The 17909-nt window shown below is 63.5% G+C and carries 18 protein-coding genes; 4 read left to right on the forward strand and 14 right to left on the reverse strand.

The features are described from left to right. Nucleotides 1-109 precede the first annotated feature (109 nt). The 13 genes from IE083_RS04935 to iscR form a co-directional block, all read right to left on the reverse strand. On the reverse strand, nt 110-1531 hold the full coding sequence (locus IE083_RS04935) for an alanine/glycine:cation symporter family protein (protein ID WP_189352519.1): 1422 nt from the start codon (nt 1529-1531) through the stop codon (nt 110-112). A 350-nt stretch (nt 1532-1881) separates the two neighbouring features. After that, nucleotides 1882-2331: an Rrf2 family transcriptional regulator gene (locus IE083_RS04940; RefSeq protein ID WP_189352520.1), complete on the reverse strand. Its 450-nt coding sequence runs from the start codon at nt 2329-2331 to the stop codon at nt 1882-1884. Nucleotides 2332-2384: 53 nt separating this feature from the next. After that, nucleotides 2385-3593 carry an NO-inducible flavohemoprotein gene (hmpA, locus tag IE083_RS04945; protein ID WP_189352521.1) on the reverse strand — a complete coding sequence of 403 codons (1209 nt, stop codon included), beginning with the start codon at nt 3591-3593 and terminating at the stop codon, nt 2385-2387. 281 nt (nt 3594-3874) lie between these two features. Beyond that, nucleotides 3875-4489, reverse strand: a complete 615-nt coding sequence (gene udk, locus IE083_RS04950; protein ID WP_189352522.1) for a uridine kinase — start codon at nt 4487-4489, stop codon at nt 3875-3877. A gap of 137 nt (nt 4490-4626) precedes the next feature. Next, nucleotides 4627-5262, reverse strand: a complete 636-nt coding sequence (locus tag IE083_RS04955) for a glutathione S-transferase family protein (protein ID WP_189352523.1) — start codon at nt 5260-5262, stop codon at nt 4627-4629. A 272-nt stretch (nt 5263-5534) separates the two neighbouring features. Next, the gene (iscX, locus tag IE083_RS04960) at nt 5535-5729 is read right to left on the reverse strand and encodes a Fe-S cluster assembly protein IscX (RefSeq protein WP_189352524.1); all 195 of its coding nucleotides are present in this window, start codon (nt 5727-5729) and stop codon (nt 5535-5537) included. Between the two features lie 27 nt (nt 5730-5756). Beyond that, nucleotides 5757-6098: an ISC system 2Fe-2S type ferredoxin gene (gene fdx, locus IE083_RS04965; protein WP_189352525.1), complete on the reverse strand. Its 342-nt coding sequence runs from the start codon at nt 6096-6098 to the stop codon at nt 5757-5759. Nucleotides 6099-6150: 52 nt separating this feature from the next. Continuing rightward, on the reverse strand, nt 6151-8010 hold the full coding sequence (hscA, locus tag IE083_RS04970; RefSeq protein ID WP_189352526.1) for a Fe-S protein assembly chaperone HscA: 1860 nt from the start codon (nt 8008-8010) through the stop codon (nt 6151-6153). A 68-nt stretch (nt 8011-8078) separates the two neighbouring features. Then, the gene (gene hscB, locus IE083_RS04975) at nt 8079-8624 is read right to left on the reverse strand and encodes a Fe-S protein assembly co-chaperone HscB (protein ID WP_189352527.1); all 546 of its coding nucleotides are present in this window, start codon (nt 8622-8624) and stop codon (nt 8079-8081) included. An 87-nt stretch (nt 8625-8711) separates the two neighbouring features. Beyond that, nucleotides 8712-9035, reverse strand: a complete 324-nt coding sequence (iscA, locus tag IE083_RS04980) for an iron-sulfur cluster assembly protein IscA (RefSeq protein WP_047966865.1) — start codon at nt 9033-9035, stop codon at nt 8712-8714. Between the two features lie 47 nt (nt 9036-9082). Next, complete coding sequence (gene iscU, locus IE083_RS04985; RefSeq protein ID WP_047966864.1) at nt 9083-9466, reverse strand: Fe-S cluster assembly scaffold IscU; 384 nt, start codon at nt 9464-9466, stop codon at nt 9083-9085. 62 nt (nt 9467-9528) lie between these two features. Further along, nucleotides 9529-10746 carry an IscS subfamily cysteine desulfurase gene (locus IE083_RS04990; protein ID WP_229799607.1) on the reverse strand — a complete coding sequence of 406 codons (1218 nt, stop codon included), beginning with the start codon at nt 10744-10746 and terminating at the stop codon, nt 9529-9531. 25 nt (nt 10747-10771) lie between these two features. After that, on the reverse strand, nt 10772-11257 hold the full coding sequence (iscR, locus tag IE083_RS04995) for a Fe-S cluster assembly transcriptional regulator IscR (RefSeq protein WP_189352528.1): 486 nt from the start codon (nt 11255-11257) through the stop codon (nt 10772-10774). A gap of 272 nt (nt 11258-11529) precedes the next feature. Between iscR and IE083_RS05000 the strand changes: the two genes are divergently transcribed. Next, nucleotides 11530-12651, forward strand: coding sequence for a beta-ketoacyl-ACP synthase III (locus IE083_RS05000; RefSeq protein WP_189352529.1), 1122 nt, complete (start codon nt 11530-11532; stop codon nt 12649-12651). 61 nt (nt 12652-12712) lie between these two features. On the opposite strand, the gene IE083_RS05005 is transcribed toward IE083_RS05000, so the two are convergent. Further along, nucleotides 12713-13636, reverse strand: a complete 924-nt coding sequence (locus IE083_RS05005) for a LysR substrate-binding domain-containing protein (protein ID WP_189352530.1) — start codon at nt 13634-13636, stop codon at nt 12713-12715. Nucleotides 13637-14018: 382 nt separating this feature from the next. On the opposite strand from IE083_RS05005, the gene IE083_RS05010 reads away from it, so the two are divergent. From IE083_RS05010 to IE083_RS05020, 3 genes are all read left to right on the forward strand, one after another. Then, nucleotides 14019-15611, forward strand: coding sequence for an ABC transporter substrate-binding protein (locus IE083_RS05010; protein WP_189352531.1), 1593 nt, complete (start codon nt 14019-14021; stop codon nt 15609-15611). A 331-nt stretch (nt 15612-15942) separates the two neighbouring features. Then, nucleotides 15943-16971, forward strand: coding sequence for an ABC transporter permease subunit (locus IE083_RS05015; RefSeq protein ID WP_189352532.1), 1029 nt, complete (start codon nt 15943-15945; stop codon nt 16969-16971). A gap of 10 nt (nt 16972-16981) precedes the next feature. Beyond that, a complete protein-coding gene (locus tag IE083_RS05020) occupies nt 16982-17905 on the forward strand; it encodes an ABC transporter permease subunit (RefSeq protein ID WP_189352533.1) in 924 nt (307 codons plus the stop codon). Nucleotides 17906-17909: the final 4 nt, after the last annotated feature.

Raw genomic sequence — 17909 nt, forward strand, 5'->3', positions numbered from 1 at the left:
CAGCCAACCTTTTCTTTTGCTGGTCTTGCCACGGCGGGCGGGTGCCGCCGCCGGGCGCAAAAAAGCCCGCCAGTGGCGGGCTCGGTCGGGACAAGGTTGGCCGCAAGGCTTACCACACGTCCTTGTGGATCCGGGCTTCGATTTCCGGATACTGCTTGATGTCGAACACCGGCTGTTTCACGCCGGCCTTCAGCTGTTGCTGGTAGTCCTTCAGCAGCACGAACACGTACTTGGACAGCAGCACGATGGCAATCAGGTTGATGATGGCCATCAGCCCCATCGCCAGATCGGCCATGTCCCAGACCAGCGGCACGCTGCCCAGCGCGCCGAACAGCACCATCGCCAGCACCAGCAGACGGAACAGCAGCATCACCGTCTTGTTGTTCTTGATGAACTCGACGTTGCCTTCGGCGTAGGCGTAGTTGCCGATGATGGAGGTAAAGCAGAACAGGAACAGCGCGATGGCCAGGAAGTGGCCGCCCCAGTCGCCCAGCGTCAGGCTCAGTGCCTTCTGCGTCAGCTGTACGCCTTTCAGCTCGGCACCCGGCACGAAGGCGCCGGACAGCAGGATGATGAAGGCGGTGCAGGAGCAGACGATGATGGTGTCGATGAACACGCCAAACATCTGCATGATGCCCTGCGATGCCGGGTGACGCGTGGTGGCCGCGGCGGCGGCGTTCGGTGCCGAGCCCATGCCGGCCTCGTTGGAGAACAGGCCGCGCTTGATGCCCATCATCATCGCCTGGCTGATGGCGTAACCGGCAAAGCCGCCAGCGGCCTGTTCCAGACCGAAGGCGCTCTTCACGATCAGCAGCAGCACGTCCGGCAGCAGACTCAGGTTGCTGCCGATCACGTACAGCGCCATCAGCAGGTAGATGACTGCCATCACCGGCACCATCCATTCCGCCACCTGCGCCACCTTGCGGATACCACCGAAGATGATCGGTGCGGTAATCAGTACCAGGCCGATGCCGACGTAGTACTTGTCCCAGCCCCAGGCACCTTCGGTGGCGGCGACGATGGAGTTGGCCTGTACCGCGTTGAACACCAGGCCGAAGGCCAGGATCAGCGACAGCGCGAAGGCGATGCCGAAGCCGCGCGAGCCGAGGCCCTTCTGGATGTAGTAGGCCGGGCCGCCACGGAAGGTGTTGTCGTGGTGGTTGACCTTGAACAGCTGCGCCAGCGTGGATTCGGCGAAGGCGCTGGCCATGCCCAGCAGTGCCGTCATCCACATCCAGAACACGGCACCGGGGCCGCCCAGCGCGATGGCGGTGGCGACGCCGGCGATGTTGCCGGTACCGACGCGACTGGCAAGGCCGGTGGCGAAGGCCTGGAAGGCGGAGATGTCATTGGCGGCGCTGATGTGGCCGCGACCGCCCATCATTTCCTGCCAGCCACGTGGCAGCAGGCGCAGCTGGACAAAGCCCATGCGCAGGGTGAAGAACAGGCCGACGGCGATCAGCAGATAGATCAGCAGCTGGCCCCAGACCAGATCATTGCCGACGTTAATCCAGCCATGAAGTAATTCCATATGTGCTCCTAATACATGTCGAGCGCAACACGGCCGGCCGCGCTTGTGGCGTTGCCGGCTACGGTAACGGGCTCAGGGTGTTGTTTGGACAATTGCCGCTCAGGCGGTCTTGTTGTTCCGGTTTCCCAGTACCGATTGGTACTGAAGGGACGGCATGATAGCGTAAATCGCAGCGGGGATGTGTTCGTTTGTGGTGATTTTTGATAGTAAAAACACTATTTTACGTAATTCTTTATCGTTATGGCGCTTGTCTGATTGAAAACGAAACAAAACGAATAACCGGTGCGTATTGCGCGGCAGTGTACGGCGGCCATGGCCCCGCTTGGCGAGGCGGCCGGTTCCGCTTGCCTTCAGCGCTGTGCGTACGGCGACATGCGGTGCAGGATGGCGATGGCCTGGCTGGTCGGCGTGCGCACCGCATCGGCCAGCGTGTAGCGGTCCAGCGCGCTGAAAAAGGCCTGCAGTGCCTCGTCCAGCATGCCTTTCAGCTGGCAGCTGCCGCGCAGCTGGCACGGCGGTTCGGCGCAGTCGATCAGCTCGGTGATGTTTTCCAGCCGGCGGATCACCTGTCCCAGCGGGTAAAGGTTGGCCGCACGCGAGAGCGCCAGGCCCCCGCCCTTGCCACGGCTGGTGGTCAGCCAGCCTTGTTGCGACATGAAATGCACCACCTTGACCAGATGGTTGCGCGACACGGCGAAGCGCTCGGCGATCTCGCCGATGGTGACCGGTGTCGTACGCGATTCGTCGGTGAGATACATCAGGACGCGCAGGCCAAGGTCGGTGAAGTGGGTCAGTTGCATGCAGGCAGTATCCGGGTGAGCGGCAGGCCGCAGCGGCGGCCTGCCGTGCGCGATTATAGCGCGGTGCCGCCGGTGCCGAAGGCTTCGGCGTGAATGCGCCCGGCGTCGACGCCCAGTGCCAGCAGCGCCTGCTGCTGTGCCTGCATGAACGGCAGCGGGCCGCACAGGTAGTAGTCGGCATCGGCGACGATCGACTCTGCCGTCAGCGCGAGGCGGCCGGCGTGGTGGTAGTGCACGCCCGGCTGGTCTTCGGTGCGCGGCGCTTCATAGTAGATGCGGCTCTCCAGCTGCGGATACTCGGCCGCCAGGTTGGCAACGTGCTGGCGAAAGGCGTGCACGCTGCCGTCGCGACAGGCGTGCAGAAAGTGGATACGGCGCGGGCTGTCCTGCTGCAGCAGCTGCTCCAGCATCGCCAGCAGCGGCGTGATGCCGACGCCGCCGCTGATCAGCACTACCGGCGTGCGGCGCTCCTGGTGCAGGAAGAAGTCGCCCATCGGCGGCGCCAGGTCCAGCAGCGCGCCGACTTCGATCGCGTCGTGCAGCACGTTGGACACCATCCCCGCCGGGCGGCTGTCGTCGCCGGCCTCGCGCTTCACCGAGATGCGCAGCGCCGTGCCGCCGGGCGCGGCCGACAGGCTGTACTGCCGCGGCTGCATCATGCCCAGATGCGGCACCGCCAGCCGCAGCGACACGTATTGCCCCGGCAGGTAGTCCGGCAGCGCGCCGCCATCGGCCGGCTGCAGATAGAAGGAGGTGATTTCCGCGCTCTCCGCCACCTTGCGGCCAACCTTGAACGCGCGCCAGCCGCTCCAGCCGCCGCGCTGGGTGGCGGCCTGCCGGTATAGCCTGTTTTCCTCCGCGATCAGGATGTCGGCCAACTGGCCGTAGGCGGCGGCCCAGGCGGCGATCAACTCGTCGCTGGCGGCGTCGCCCAGTACCTCGCGGATCGAGGCCAGCAGGTGGCCGCCGACGATAGGGTAGTGCTCGGCGCGGATGCCGAGGCTGGCGTGCTTGTTGGCCACCAGCGTCAGCACCGGCGCCAGCACCGACGGATCGTCGATGTGCTCGGCGTAGGCGGCCACCGCCATCGCCAGCGCCTGTTGCTGGCTACCGGCCTGCTGGTGACCCTGGTTGAAGATCTGCTTCAGTTCCGGATTGTGCTGGAACATGCGCGCGTAGAAATGGCGGGTGAGGGTGACGCCGTGTTGTTTCAGGACCGGGGCGGTGGCCTTGACCAGTTGACGGGTGTGCTGATCCAGCATCGTGCTTTCCTTTTTAATGTGTGAAAAATACATGTTATTTGCCGCAATCGTCATGGTATCGCCAACATCCAAGCCTGTTTTGACTGTTATCTGACGCGTGGGTGTGATTCATTTTTTAAAACATGTGCAAATAATACATGTTCGCAGGCGCGGTGTCAGCCCTGGCATGCGCCATCATGGCGAGGGCCGCCGATGCCGGCGGTGCCGCGGCAAGGTTGGCCGCAAAAAAAGGGCGTGCCTCCCATCGGGAGACACGCCCTTGTCGCGTGTGCGCTGGCGCGTCAGGCGATCAGGCTGGCCACCTTGGTGGTGATGATGTCCACCGCCGGATCGTTGGCGCCGTGCGGCAGGATCACGTCGGCAAAGCGCTTGGTCGGCTCGATGAACTGGTTGTGCATCGGGCGCACCGTGGCCAGGTACTGCTCGATCACGCTGTCGGTGGTGCGGCCTCGTTCGCTGATGTCGCGTTTCAGGCGGCGGATGAAGCGCACATCCGGATCGGTGTCGACAAAGATCTTCAGCGACATCATTTCGCGCAGCGCGGCGTCGTACAGCGGAAACAGGCCCTCGACCACGATCACCGGCGCCGGCTGCACGCGGATGCTCTCCTCGGCACGGGTGTGGCGTGCGAAGTCGTACACCGGCATGTCGATGGCGATGCCGTTGCGCAGGTCGTCGATGTGCTCGATCAGCAGCGGCCAGTCGAAGGCGTGTGGGTGGTCGTAGTTGGTGGCGAGACGCTGCTCGAAGCTGAGGTGGCTCTGGTCGCGGTAGTAGTAGTCCTGCACGATCACCGCCGCCATCTCTGCGCCTATGGTTTCCAGTACCTTGCGGGTCACCGTGGTTTTGCCGCTGCCGCTGCCGCCAGCGACGCCGATGATGAACGGAGTCGTCATGTTGTCTGTGTCCGATCGAAATGAAAAACCCGCCATTCTAATGATTTGCCGCCATTTTCTCCATCGGCAATGCCGGCTGCGGCCAGCAGATATGCCAGAAAACAGCCATCTCGGGCCATTTTCCGGCGATGGCATGGTCAGGCGTCGGTAGCGGCCTGTTCCAGCTCCGCGTCTTCCAGCCATTGCTGCATGGCCGACAGGCTCAGCACATTGTCGGCGTAGGCTTGCGACACCGGGTCCAGCATCACGCCGTAGCTGACAAAGCGCAGCACCACCGGTGCGAACATGGCGTCGGCGATGCCGAAGTGGCCGAACAGGAAGTCGCCGTCGGCGACGAAACGCTGGCGCAGCTGGCGCCAGATGGTGGTGATGCGCGCGATGTCGGCGGCGCAGTCGGCCGATGGCTGCAACTGGGTGCGCAGGCAGGCGTTCATCGGCATCTCGCTGCGCAGCGCGGTGAAGCCGGCGTGCATCTCGGCGCTGATGGCGCGCGCCTCGGCGCGGTCGGCGCGCTCCTGCGGCCACAGCCGCGCCGCCGGGAACAACTCGGCGAGGTATTCGCAGATCGCCAGCGAGTCGTGCACGCGCAGCAGGCCGTCTTGTAGTACCGGCACCTTGCCGGCGGGGCTGACGGCCAGCAGCTGCTGTTTGCTGTCCGGGTGGTAGAGGTGGATGTGTTTCTCGGCGAACGGCTCGCCCAGCTGTTTCAGGACCAGCCACGGCCGCAGCGACCACGACGAAAAGTTCTTGTTGCCGATGACGAGGGTCAGCATGATGGCTCCAGTGCAGGATTGAGGGTCATGCTGCATTACAGCCCAGCACCGGCATCAGGACAAGCAAAACGCCCTGCCGGGGCGGGCAGGGCGTGACGGCTGTTGCGGCCAACGTTGTCAGGGTCTGTTCAATGTCTGCTGCGACTGCTCTCGACATGGGGCGATACGGCGTTGAAAACGGCCTCGGCATGCTGGTTTATATCTGGATAAACGCTGCTTCCTCAGCCGTTTTCGCCTTGTCTCACTCTAGCTCGCGAGACCTTGAACAGGACCTAGTCGGCTTCGTTGATCCAGGCCTGCTGGATCGCTTCCAGCACCTTTTCGCCGCCGCGGCTGTGGTCGTCGTCAAAACCGGGCAGCGCTACCACCCAGTTGTGCAGGTCGACGAAGCGGATGGTGGTCGGGTCGATGTCCGGATGCGCCTCGTACAGTTCGATGGCGATATCGTTGATGTCGGTCCATTTCATGGCACGTCTCCTTGGCTGCGGCGTGGCTCAGTGGTGTTCGCGGGCGTGGTTGATGGTGTAGCGCGGGATCTCCACCACCAGGTCTTCGCCGCTGACGATGGCCTGACAGGACAGTCGCGACTGCGCTTCCAGCCCCCACGCCTTGTCCAGCATGTCGTCTTCCAGGTCGTCGGATGGCGGCAGCGAGTTGAAGCCTTCGCGCACGATGACGTGGCAGGTGGTGCAGGCGCAGGACATCTCGCAGGCGTGTTCGATTTCGATATCGTGGGCGAGCAGGGCTTCGCACACGGTGGTGCCGGTGGCGACATCGTCGAGTACGGCGCCCTCGGGGCACAGGTCGGCGTGTGGCAGCACAATGATACGCGGCATGGTCAATCCTTCAGGTGTCGTTCTGCGTTGCGGCCAACGTTGGCCGCAACGCTTACAGGGTTTCGATGTTCTTGCCGGTCAGCGCGCGCTGGATGTTGCGGTCCATGCGGCGCGCGGCAAACGGTTCACTGGCCTGGTTGAGGCGGTGCGAGCAGGCGTTGATGTCCTTGGTGCTCTCGGCGGCGATGGCGTCGCGCAGCGCCTGCATCGCCTCGTCCAGCGCGGCGCGTTCGGCATCGTCCAGCAGGTCGGCGTCACTGGCCAGCGCCACGTCCAGCGCGTCCAGCAGGCTGTCGGCGTCGACCATCGCCTCGCGCAGCTTGCGCGCGTTGATGTCGTCGGCGACGTGGGCGATGGAGTCGCTGAGCATGCGCGTGATCTCGTCATCGGACAGGCCGTAGGACGGTTTCACCTCGATGCTGGCTTCGACACCGGAGATCATCTCGCGCGCGGTCACCGCCAGCAGGCCGTCGGCGTCGACCTGGAAGGTGACGCGGATGCGTGCGGCGCCGGCCACCATCGGCGGGATGCCGCGCAGCACGAACTTGGCCAGGCTGCGGCAATCGGACACCAGTTCGCGCTCGCCCTGCAGGATGTGCACGGAGAGGGCGGTCTGGCCGTCCTTGAAGGTGGTGAATTCCTGCGCCCGCGCGATCGGGATGGTGCTGTTGCGCGGGATGATCTTCTCGGTGAGGCCGCCCATGGTTTCCAGCCCCAGCGACAGCGGGATCACGTCCAGCAGCAGCCACTCGTCGTCGCCCTTGTTGCCGGCCAGCACGTTGGCCTGGATGGCGGCGCCCAGCGCCACCACCTTGTCCGGGTCGAGGTTGGTCAGCGGCGGGCGGCCGAAGAAATCGCCGACCGCCTTCTGTACCTGCGGCATGCGCGTGGCGCCGCCGACCATCACCACGCCCTTGACGTCCCCGGCGCCGATCCTGGCGTCGCGCAGCGCCTTGCGTACCGGCAGCAGCGTCTTGTCGATCAGCGTCTTGCTGATGGCGTGGAAGGTGGTCTGCGACAGTTGCAGGTCGATGGTCTGGCCGTCGGCCAGCACGGCGGTGATGCGGGTGTCGGCGTGCTCGGTCAGCGCTTCCTTCGCCTCGCGGGCGCGGGTCAGCAGCAGGCGGGTGTCGTGCGCGGACAGGCCGTGCAGGCCGGCCTGTTCCAGGATCCAGCAGTAGATGCGGTGGTCGAAATCGTCGCCGCCCAGCGAGGAGTCGCCGCTGGTGGCCAGCACCTCGAACACGCCGCGGGTCAGCGCCAGCACCGACACGTCGAAGGTGCCGCCGCCGAGGTCGTACACCACGTAGGTGCCCTCGGCACCGTTATCCAGCCCGTAGGCGATGGCGGCGGCGGTCGGCTCGTTCAGGAGGCGCAGCACGTTGAGGCCGGCCAGGCGCGCGGCGTCCTTGGTGGCCTGGCGCTGCGCGTCGTCGAAGTAGGCCGGCACGGTGATCACCGCGCCGATCAGCTCGCCGCCGAGGCTGGCCTCGGCGCGTTCACGCAGGTTCTTCAGAATGTCGGCGGACACTTCCACCGGGCTCTTGTGGCCGGCGCGGGTCACCAGTTGCACCATGCCCGGCGCGTCGACGAAGCGGTAGGGGCTACGGCCAACGTCCTGGATATCGGCGAGGCCACGGCCCATGAAGCGCTTCACCGACACGATGGTGTTGTTCGGGTCGCGGCTCTGTTCCGCCTGCGCCTCGAAACCGACGATGGTGCGGCCGTCGTCGCGGTAGCGCACCACCGACGGCAGCAGGCTGCGGCCGTGCTCGTCCGGCAGCACGGTGGCGGCACCGCTTTTCACGGTGGCGACCAGCGAGTTGGTGGTGCCAAGGTCGATCCCGACCGCCAGACGATGCTGGTGCGGGGCGGCGGATAAGCCGGGTTCGGTGATTTGCAGTAGGGCCATGGCTGCTAGCTACTCTTTATTCAATGATTCCGGGCTGGCCGCGGTATTGCGGCCAACCTTGGGTATGCTCAAAACAGCAACGCCTCGATGGCGTCGCCGATTTCCTGATCCAGCTTTTCCAGAAAGCGCAGCTTGCGCACCAGCAGCGCGGCGCTGGCGTGGTCGTGCTGCTCGTCCAGCGCCTCGCCCAGCTCGTCTTCCATCGCGCGCACGTCCAGGCGCAGCTGGCGCGACAGCCGCTCCAGCGCGTCGACATCGTGGCCGTGGCGGGCGTCCTCGATCGCCTCGCGCCATTCCATCTGCGCCATCAGGAAGGCCGGCGGCATGCTGGTGTTGGTTTCCTCGGCGGTGTCGATGCCGGCCAGCCGCAGCAGGTAGCGCGCGCGCGCCAGCGGCGATTTCAGCGTCTGGTAGGCTTCGTTGACGCGGGTGGCGGCCATCAGCGCGATGCGCTTTTCGGCGTCGCCGGCGCTGGCGAAGCGGTCCGGGTGTACCTGCGCCGCGGCACTGCGCCACAGTGTGTCCAGCGCGGCGCCGTCCAGCGCAAAGCGGCGCGGCAGGCCGAACAGGGCAAAGTGGTCCTGCTGGAAATCGGAGAACAGGTCGGCGGTCATGGAGGCTTTCTGCGGGCAATACCCGAGGCGGGCTCGGGATGCGACAGCGGCCCCTGTCAGACAGGGGCCGTCAGCGCGACAAGGAAATCAGACGTTGAAGCTCTCGCCACAACCGCACTCGTTTTTCACGTTCGGGTTGTTGAACTTGAAGCCTTCGTTGAGACCTTCCTTGGTGTAGTCCAGCTCGGTGCCGTCAAGGTAGGCGAGGCTCTTGGCGTCGGTAAACACCTTGACGCCGAAGCTCTCGAACGCGATGTCGTCATCGCTGGCGACATCGACGAATTCCAGCTTGTAGGCCATGCCGGAACAGCCGGAAGTCTTGACGCCGAGGCGGACGCCCAGCCCCTTGCCGCGCTTGGCGATGAAGTTGCTGACGTGACGGGCGGCGTTTTCGGAAAGCGTGATAGCCATAGTGCGTTTGCCTTCAGGATTAAGAGGGCGGCCGCGGCCGCCCGGAATCATTTAGCGTGCTTTTGCTTGTAGTCGGCGACGGCCGCCTTGATCGCGTCTTCGGCCAGGATCGAGCAGTGGATCTTGACCGGCGGCAGCGCCAGTTCTTCGGCGATCTCGGTGTTCTTCAGCGCCATCGCCTGGTCCAGCGTCTTGCCCTTGACCCATTCGGTCACCAGCGAGCTGGAGGCAATGGCGGAGCCACAGCCGTAGGTCTTGAACTTGGCGTCTTCGATCACGCCCTGTTCGTTGACCTTGATCTGCAGCTTCATCACGTCGCCACAGGCCGGCGCGCCGACCATGCCGGTGCCGACCGATTCGTCGCCCTTGTCGAAAGCCCCCACGTTACGCGGGTTCTCGTAGTGGTCCATTACCTTGTCGCTGTATGCCATGATTTTCTCCTTGTCGATGCGGCCGGCCGCCATAAGGTTGGCCGCATCCTTTTAACCGTTGCTCAGTGTGCCGCCCATTCGATGCTGCCCAGGTCGACGCCATCCTTGAACATCTCCCACAGCGGGGACATCTCGCGCAGCTTGCCGATCTTTTCCTGCAGCAGCTTGATCGCGTAGTCGATATCGGCCTCGGTAGTGAAGCGGCCGATGGAGAAGCGGATCGAGCTGTGCGCCAGTTCGTCGTTGCGGCCCAGCGCGCGCAGCACGTAGGACGGTTCCAGCGAGGCCGAGGTACAGGCCGAACCGGACGATACCGCCAGGTCCTTGATCGCCATGATCAGGCTCTCGCCTTCGACGAAGTTGAAGCTCACGTTCAGGTTGTGCGGTACGCGGGCGTCGATGTCGCCGTTGAGGTAGACCTCCTCGATGTCCTGCAGGCCGGCCCACAGGCGGTCGCGCAGCATGCGGATACGCTCGTTTTCGGCGTGCATGCTCTCGCGGGCGATGCGGTAGGCCTCGCCCATGCCGGCGATCTGGTGCGTGGCCAGCGTGCCGGAGCGGAAGCCGCGCTCGTGACCGCCGCCGTGCATCTGCGCTTCCAGGCGCACGCGCGGCTTGCGGCGGATGTACAGCGCGCCGATGCCTTTCGGGCCGTAGGTCTTGTGCGCGGAGAAGCTCATCAGGTCGACCTTGAGCTTGTCCAGGTCGATGTCGATCTTGCCGGTGGCCTGCGCCGAATCCACGTGCAGCAGGATGCCGCGGCTGCGCAGCATGTCGCCGATGGCCGGGATGTCCTGGATCACGCCGATCTCGTTGTTCACGAACAGCACCGACACCAGGATGGTGTCCGGACGCAGCGCCGCTTCCAGTGCCGCGAGGTCGAGCAGGCCGTTTTCCTGCACGTCGAGGTAGGTGACCTCGAAGCCCTGGCGCTCCAGCTCGCGCATGGTATCCAGCGTGGCCTTGTGTTCGGTCTTCAGCGTGATCAGATGCTTGCCCTTGCTCTTGTAGAACTGGGCGGCGCCTTTGAGCGCGAGGTTGATCGATTCGGTGGCGCCGGAGGTCCACACGATTTCCTTCGGATCGCAGTTCACGAGGGCAGCGACCTGGGTGCGGGCGTTTTCCACCGCTTCCTCGGCGGTCCAGCCGTAGGCGTGGCTGCGCGAGGCCGGGTTGCCGAAGTTTTCGGTCAGGAACGGAATCATTACCTCCGCCACACGCGGGTCGACCGGCGTGGTCGCGGAGTAATCGAGGTAAATGGGGTGTTTCAGCTCGCTCATTACGGGTTCTCCACGAGGTCGACGGTCAGATGCTGCCGGCGAGCGGCTCGCTACAGGTGCCATTACGGCGTTGTGGGCGTTGATCTATTACTACGCAGGTTTCTTTGGCGCGCTGCGCATCGACCAGGCTGGCCAAGCTGACCTTCGACAGGTAGTCGAAGATGGTCAGGTTCAGGTTGGTCCACAGGTCGTGTGTCATGCAGCGGTGGTTGTCGTGACAGTTCTCGCGGCCGCCGCACTGGGTGGCATCCACCGATTCGTCGACCGCGACGATGATGTCGGCGACGGAGATTTCCTGCACGGTGCGTGCCAGCGTATAGCCGCCACCGGGGCCGCGCACGCTGTCCACCAGTTGCGAGCGGCGCAGCTTGCCGAACAGCTGTTCGAGATACGACAGGGAAATGCCCTGGCGCTCGCTGATGCCGGCCAGTGTCACCGGGCCGTTTGCTTCGCGCAGGGCAAGATCCAACATGGCTGTTACGGCGAAGCGGCCTTTGGTGGTCAAGCGCATTGGTGACAGGCTCCCTGAATAGTTGCGGTAATTATACCCTATATCCGAGTAATTTAGTCAACTATTGCAGGCCTTGGTTTTCATGGGGTCTTGGGTGCGGCAGGAGACAGCTGGCACAAGGTTGGCCGCAAGGGCATACCGGCAGGCGGGCGCGTGATTGTAACGCGTTTTACTGTCGGTGGCCGGGATTTTTCCACGCTGACTGGTGTATGATTCGCACAAACAATTGTTTGAATTCCAGCTGCCATAGCGCACTTGCCGAAGGATTATCCATGTATAAGGTTGTCATCAGCGGCACCGGCCTGTTTACCCCGCCCCATGCCGTCAGTAACGAAGCCCTGGTTGCGGCTTTCAACCAGTATGTAGCCGACTTCAACGCCGCCCACGCGGTACAGATTGCAGGCGGCGAGATCGCGGCACTGACCGAGTCCAGCGCCGGATTCATCGAAAAAGCCTCCGGCATCAAGCAGCGCTACCTGATGGATGCCGCTGGTGTGCTCGACAGTCGCTGCATGGCACCAAGACTACCGGAGCGCGACAACGACGTGCTGTCGGTGCAGGCGGAAATGGCAGTGGCGGCGGCGCGCGAGGCATTGCAGCGTGCCGGGCGCTCGGCGGCGGACATCGACATGGTAATCGTCGCCTGCTCCAACATGCCGCGGCCGTATCCGGCGTTGTCGATCGAGGTGCAGCAGGCGCTGGGCATCAGCGGCTACGCTTTCGACATGAACGTCGCCTGCTCCTCGGCCACCTTCGGCATCCAGACTGCGGTCGGTGCCATCGCCAGCGGCCAGGCGCGCGCGGTACTGATGGTGAACCCGGAGATCTGCTCGGCACACCTCAACTTCCGCGACCGCGACAGCCATTTCATCTTCGGCGATGCCTGCACCGCAGTGCTGCTGGAGCGTGCCGATCTGGCCACGGCGGCGCAGCGCTTCGAGGTGGTGGACTGCAAGCTGGCGACGCTGTTCTCCAATAATATCCGCAACAATTTCGGCTTCCTCAACCGTTGCGACGAGCGCGGCATCGGCGCACCGGACAAGCTGTTCATGCAGCAGGGGCGCAAGGTATTCAAGGAAGTATGTCCGATGGTGGGTGAGCACATCGTCGCGCACCTGGACAGCCAGGCCATCCAGCCTGGCGACGTGAAGCGCTTCTGGCTGCACCAGGCCAACCTGAGCATGAACCAGCTGATCGCGCGCCGTGTGCTGGGGCGCGACGCCGATACGACAGAGGCGCCGGTAATCCTGGACCGGTACGCCAATACCAGTTCCGCCGGTTCGGTGATCGCGCTACACCTGCATCATGAAGACATGACCGCCGGCGAGCTTGGTGTGCTGTCCTCGTTCGGAGCCGGCTACTCGGTGGGCAGCGTGATCCTGCGCAAATGCTGAGCGACAAAATTTAAGTGTCACTAAAATGCCACAGTTCCCTGTGGCATTTTTTGCGGCTTTTTTACTGGGTGGCGGCATGTTGCCACGGCACCAGCGCTGGATCCTGGATCACCTTCATGGTGGCGGCGCGGAAGTCGTGCACCAGTGTTGAGCGGCGGCCGGTGCTGGGGTAGGCCAGCACGTAATCGTGGGTGGCCTCGGTCTGGAAAGGCTTTACGACAACGCCATGTTTCTCCCAGACCTGGGCGCCAAACGGCTCGACGATGGAGACGCCAAGGCCGTGCGCGACCATCGCGTAACGGGTATGCGAGGTGTGGGTGCGGATGGGAAACTGAGGTTTTTCAATGCCTTGCGGAAAGTACTTGTCTTCCTGGCCCTGGCTCAGCGGGCGGTTGGGAATCCAGCCGATCACGTTTTCGCCGGCGAGGTCGGCAGGGGTGATCACCTCCCTGTCGCACAGCCGGTGTCCGGCCGGCAGCGCGCACAGCACCTCGGCCTGCAGGATAGGCTCCACCTCGATGCCGGCGATGGCGGGGAAGGCGAGGCTGAGCGCGACGTCCACCTTCAGGTCCTGCAGCCGCACCAGCACCTCGGCGTTGCCGACCGAGTCGATGTTGACCGGCACGTCCGGCTGCATCTTGAAAAACTCTTTTAGAATCAAAGGCAAAAGCGTGGTGGACAGCACCGGCATGCAGGCGACGCTCAGCGCCTGGGTCTCGTCCTTGCGGATGGTCTCGGCGGCCTTGCGCAGGCGTTCGAGACCGAGGAAATTCTCTTCCACCGCCAGCTGGAAGCGTACCGCCGCGGTGGTCGGCTCCATGCGGCCCTTGGTGCGGTTGAACAGGCGGAAGCCGAGGTCGGCCTCCAGGTCGGCGATCAGGCGGCTGACCGCCGGCTGGGTGATGTGCATGCGCCGCGCCGCACCCACCGTGGTGCCGGTGTCCATTAACGAGCGGAATGCCTCAATTTGGCGAAAACGGATCATGGTGCGGCCCTGGAAAAGTGAAAGCAAAAGCCTATAACAAAATCACATTGATGATGATAATAACTTAGTGGATGTGATAGGTTGGCTGTGAAATACTGCGCCGCAGCCGGCAGACTTTGCCCGGTTCGCAGTTTTTTGACTTGGGCTGAGGTGTGCTTTTTCTGATGCTCCGTTGCAGCGATCGGTATAAAGTCAACACGAACATGCTGCTGCCAGCCATCCACGTAGAACGTTATCGGCTTGTTAGTTGTATGTCGTAATCGGGAAGGGCTTTGCTGCGGTCGTCCCCTGGATGACTGCGGAAAATGAGCGGCCCGTCAGCCCGGAACTATGGAGGCGTAACAACGCCGTCATTAAAAACACAATAAGGAATAGAGAAACTATGCGAGTTGCTAAACACCTTTTGCTGGCTGCCGGTCTGACTGCCGCGGCATCCGCCGCCCAGGCTGCAGGGACCCTGATCTACTGCTCCGAGGCCAGCCCTGAAGGCTTTGATTCTGCACAATACACCGGCGGTTCCACCTTTGACGCCGCCGGTCACGCCATGTTCAACCGCCTGATCGAGTTCAAGGCCGGTTCCACCAATATCGAGCCGGGTCTGGCCGAGTCGTGGACCTCGTCGCCGGACGGCCTGACCTACACCTTCAAGCTGCGCAAGGGCGTCAAGTTCCACACGACCGAATACTTCACCCCGTCCCGCGATTTCAATGCCGATGACGTGGTGTTCAGTTTCATGCGGATGATCGACAAGAACCATCCGTTCCGCAAAGCGTACAACGTCGAATTCCCGTACGCGTCCGATACCGGCCTGGACAGCAACATCAGCGCCGTCGAGAAGACCGATCCGTACACCGTGGTGTTCAAGCTGAAGGCCCCGGATGCCGACCTGCTGGCCAAGATCGCGATGCCGTTCGCGTCCATCCTGTCCGCCGAGTTCGGCGACAAGCTGATGAAGGAAGGCAAGGCGTCGATGATCAACCAGCAGCCGGTCGGCACTGGTCCGTTCATCCTGAAGCGCTACCAGAAAGACGCGCAGATCCGTTACGCGGCCAACAAGCAATACTGGAAAAAAGGCGACGTCAAGGTCGACAACCTGATCTTCGCGATCACCACCGACCCATCGGTGCGTGCCCAGAAGATGAAGGCCGGCGAATGCCAGATCATGTCCTATCCGAAGCCGCAGGATCTGGCCGGCATGAAGGCCGATCCGGCGCTGAAGATGCTGTCCGCACCGGGTTTCAACATCGGCTACCTCGCCTACAACGTTGAAAAGCCGCAGCTGAAGAAGCTGGAAGTGCGCCAGGCTCTGGACATGGCGATCAACCGCAAGGCGATCATCGACGCCGTGTACCAAGGCCAGGGCCAGGAAGCGGCCAACCCGTTCCCTGCTTCGCTGTGGTCGTACAACAAGTCGCTGCGCAACCAGTCGACCGATATCGCCAAGGCCAAGGCCCTGCTGGCCAAGGCCGGCTACCCGAACGGCTTTGAAATCACGCTGTGGGCAATGCCGGTACAGCGTCCGTACAACCCGAACGCCAAGCTGATGGCGGAAATGATCCAGGCCGACTGGGCCAAGATCGGCGTCAAGGCCAAGATCACTTCCTACGAGTGGGGTGAATACCTCAAGCGCATGAAGAACGGCGAGCATGATGCCGGCCTGATCGGCTGGACCGGCGACTACGCCAGCCCGGACAACTTCCTCGGCGTGTTGCTGACCTGCGAAGCCATCGGCGGCTCCAACTACGCGCGCTACTGCAGCAAGGCCTTCGACAAGGAAGTGCTGGGCGCCCGCAAGAGCACCGACCTGAAGCAGCGCACCGCCATGTACATGAAGGCACAGGAAATCTTCAAGAAGGACATGCCTTGGTCGACCATCGCCCACTCGGTGGTGAACCAGCCGATGCGCAAGGAAGTGAACGGCTTCAAGATCAGCCCGTTCGGCGACTATTCCTTCAAGGGCGTTAGCGTCAAGTAAGTTCGCGGTATCGCCCGGCTGGTCCGGGTGAATGGCAAGGAGGGCGCCTTTGGCCCCTCCTTGTTCATTATCAGGCGGACGGTTTATGCAAAAGGAAAATCGGGGCGCGGCCGTGGCGGATGGGTGTCCGGCGGTTGACTTGCATCAAGGCAACCGCGGTGTGCGATCCGTAAAGTGCATCCTGCCGTGGCGGCGATGCATCTGGTGTAGGTGGGTGGTCAGATGCAGCTACGTCGCCCGGCACCTCATGTTTTCCTTCCTGCAGTCCCCGTTCCCTGTCTCTTGCAGCAATACGTCACGCCAGCCTTGTGCGTGGACGGGAGACCTTCACATGTTTTTCTTTATCCTGCGTCGTCTTGGCGTGCTGATTCCGACCTTTTTCGGCATCACGCTGATTACCTTCAGCCTGATCCGCATGATCCCCGGCGATCCCATCGAGGTGATGATGGGTGAGCGTTCGCTAGACCCGGTGCTGCACGCGGCGGCGATGAAGCGCCTGGGCCTGGATCAGCCGCTGTATATCCAGTACTTCGACTATATCGGCAACCTGTTCCAGGGCAATCTCGGCGCCTCGCTGAAAACCCAGCAGAGCGTGTGGAGCGAATTCACCACCCTGTTCCCGGCCACGCTGGAGCTGGCGCTGTGCGCGCTGGTGTTCGCCACCGTCTGTGGCCTGCTGGCCGGCGTGGTGGCGGCGATCAAGCGCGGCTCCATCTTCGACCACGGCGTGATGGGCATCTCGCTGACCGGTTTTTCTATGCCGATCTTCTGGTGGGGCCTGATCCTGATCATGCTGTTTTCGGTACAACTGGGCTGGACTCCGGTTTCCGGCCGTCTCGATCTCGCCTTTGACGTGCAGCCCGATACCGGCTTCATGCTGATCGACGCCTGGCGTGCCGAAATGGCCGATCCCGAATACAACGCCGGCGCCTTCAAGGACGCGGTGATGCACCTGATCCTGCCGGCCATCGTGCTGGGCACCATTCCGCTGGCGGTGATCGCGCGGATGACGCGCTCGTCGATGCTGGAAGTGCTGCGCGAAGACTACGTGCGTACCGCCCGCGCCAAGGGTCTGTCGCCGGCGCGCGTGATCTTCATCCACACCCTGCGCAACGCGCTGATCCCGGTGCTGACCGTGATCGGACTGCAGGTGGGCACGCTGATGGGTGGCGCGGTGCTGACCGAGACCATTTTCTCCTGGCCCGGCATCGGCAAGTGGCTGATCGACGCCATCGGTCGCCGCGACTACCCGGTGGTGCAGAACGGCATCCTGATCGTGGCCACGCTGGTGATCCTCACCAACTTCATCGTAGACATCCTGTACGGCATCGCGAACCCGCGCATCCGTCATGCCAAGTAAGGGGCGAGCAATGACATCCATTTCTACTGCGCCCACCGCGGCGCCGGTTGAAGATCTGGCCGGTGGCTATCCTTCGCCGCTCAAGGAGTTCTGGCAAGGCTTCTCCCACAACAAGGGTGCCGTCGCCGGGCTGGTGTTCATGACCATCGTCGCCGTCTGTGCGCTGTTTGCGCCGTGGATCGCGCCGTACGACCCGATCGAACAGTTCCGCGACTACTTTCTGACGCCGCCGGCCTGGGCCGATGGCGGCAGCAGCCGGTTCCTGCTCGGCACCGACGAGCTTGGCCGCGACATCCTGTCGCGCCTGATCCACGGCGCGCGCCTGTCGCTGCTGATCGGTCTGGTGTCGGTGGTGATGGCGCTGGTTCCCGGCGTGGTGATGGGCTTGCTGGCCGCCTTCTTCCCCAAGGCGCTGGGCACCCTGATCATGCGCCTGATGGACGTGATGATGGCCTTGCCGTCGCTGCTGCTGGCGGTGGCGATCATGGCCATCCTCGGGCCGGGCCTGGTCAACGCGATGATCGCCATCGCCGTGGTATCGCTGCCGGCCTACGTGCGGCTGACGCGCGCCTCGGCGATGACCGAACTGAACCGCGACTACGTGACCGCCTCGCGCGTCGCCGGCGCCGGCTTGCTGCGCCTGATGTTCGTCACCGTGCTGCCCAACTGCATGGCGCCGCTGATCGTGCACGCCACCATGAGCTTCTCCTCCGCCATCCTGGAAATCGCGGCGCTGGGCTTCCTCGGCCTCGGCGTACAGCCGCCGACACCGGAGTGGGGCACCATGCTGGCCTCGGCGCGTGACTACATGGACAGCGCCTGGTGGGTGGTGACCCTGCCGGGTCTGACCATCCTGGTGTCGGTGTTGTCGATCAACCTGATGGGCGACGGCCTGCGCGATGCGCTGGACCCGAAAATGAAGCGCGCGGCGTAAGGGA

This window comes from Vogesella fluminis, assembly GCF_014652335.1.
Lineage (GTDB): Bacteria > Pseudomonadota > Gammaproteobacteria > Burkholderiales > Chromobacteriaceae > Vogesella > Vogesella fluminis.

Coding starts and splice junctions, on each gene's coding strand:
- udk (WP_189352522.1), bottom strand. CDS start 4,489: ATGACGACTCCGTTCATCATCGGCGTCGCTGGCGGCAGCGGCAGCGGC.
- IE083_RS04940 (WP_189352520.1), bottom strand. CDS start 2,331: ATGCAACTGACCCACTTCACCGACCTTGGCCTGCGCGTCCTGATGTAT.
- iscU (WP_047966864.1), bottom strand. CDS start 9,466: ATGGCATACAGCGACAAGGTAATGGACCACTACGAGAACCCGCGTAAC.
- IE083_RS04955 (WP_189352523.1), bottom strand. CDS start 5,262: ATGCTGACCCTCGTCATCGGCAACAAGAACTTTTCGTCGTGGTCGCTG.
- IE083_RS05020 (WP_189352533.1), top strand. CDS start 16,982: ATGACATCCATTTCTACTGCGCCCACCGCGGCGCCGGTTGAAGATCTG.
- IE083_RS05015 (WP_189352532.1), top strand. CDS start 15,943: ATGTTTTTCTTTATCCTGCGTCGTCTTGGCGTGCTGATTCCGACCTTT.
- fdx (WP_189352525.1), bottom strand. CDS start 6,098: ATGCCGCGTATCATTGTGCTGCCACACGCCGACCTGTGCCCCGAGGGC.
- IE083_RS05010 (WP_189352531.1), top strand. CDS start 14,019: ATGCGAGTTGCTAAACACCTTTTGCTGGCTGCCGGTCTGACTGCCGCG.
- IE083_RS04935 (WP_189352519.1), bottom strand. CDS start 1,531: ATGGAATTACTTCATGGCTGGATTAACGTCGGCAATGATCTGGTCTGG.
- IE083_RS05005 (WP_189352530.1), bottom strand. CDS start 13,636: ATGATCCGTTTTCGCCAAATTGAGGCATTCCGCTCGTTAATGGACACC.
- IE083_RS04990 (WP_229799607.1), bottom strand. CDS start 10,746: ATGAGCGAGCTGAAACACCCCATTTACCTCGATTACTCCGCGACCACG.
- IE083_RS05000 (WP_189352529.1), top strand. CDS start 11,530: ATGTATAAGGTTGTCATCAGCGGCACCGGCCTGTTTACCCCGCCCCAT.
- hmpA (WP_189352521.1), bottom strand. CDS start 3,593: ATGCTGGATCAGCACACCCGTCAACTGGTCAAGGCCACCGCCCCGGTC.
- hscA (WP_189352526.1), bottom strand. CDS start 8,010: ATGGCCCTACTGCAAATCACCGAACCCGGCTTATCCGCCGCCCCGCAC.
- iscX (WP_189352524.1), bottom strand. CDS start 5,729: ATGAAATGGACCGACATCAACGATATCGCCATCGAACTGTACGAGGCG.
- iscA (WP_047966865.1), bottom strand. CDS start 9,035: ATGGCTATCACGCTTTCCGAAAACGCCGCCCGTCACGTCAGCAACTTC.
- hscB (WP_189352527.1), bottom strand. CDS start 8,624: ATGACCGCCGACCTGTTCTCCGATTTCCAGCAGGACCACTTTGCCCTG.
- iscR (WP_189352528.1), bottom strand. CDS start 11,257: ATGCGCTTGACCACCAAAGGCCGCTTCGCCGTAACAGCCATGTTGGAT.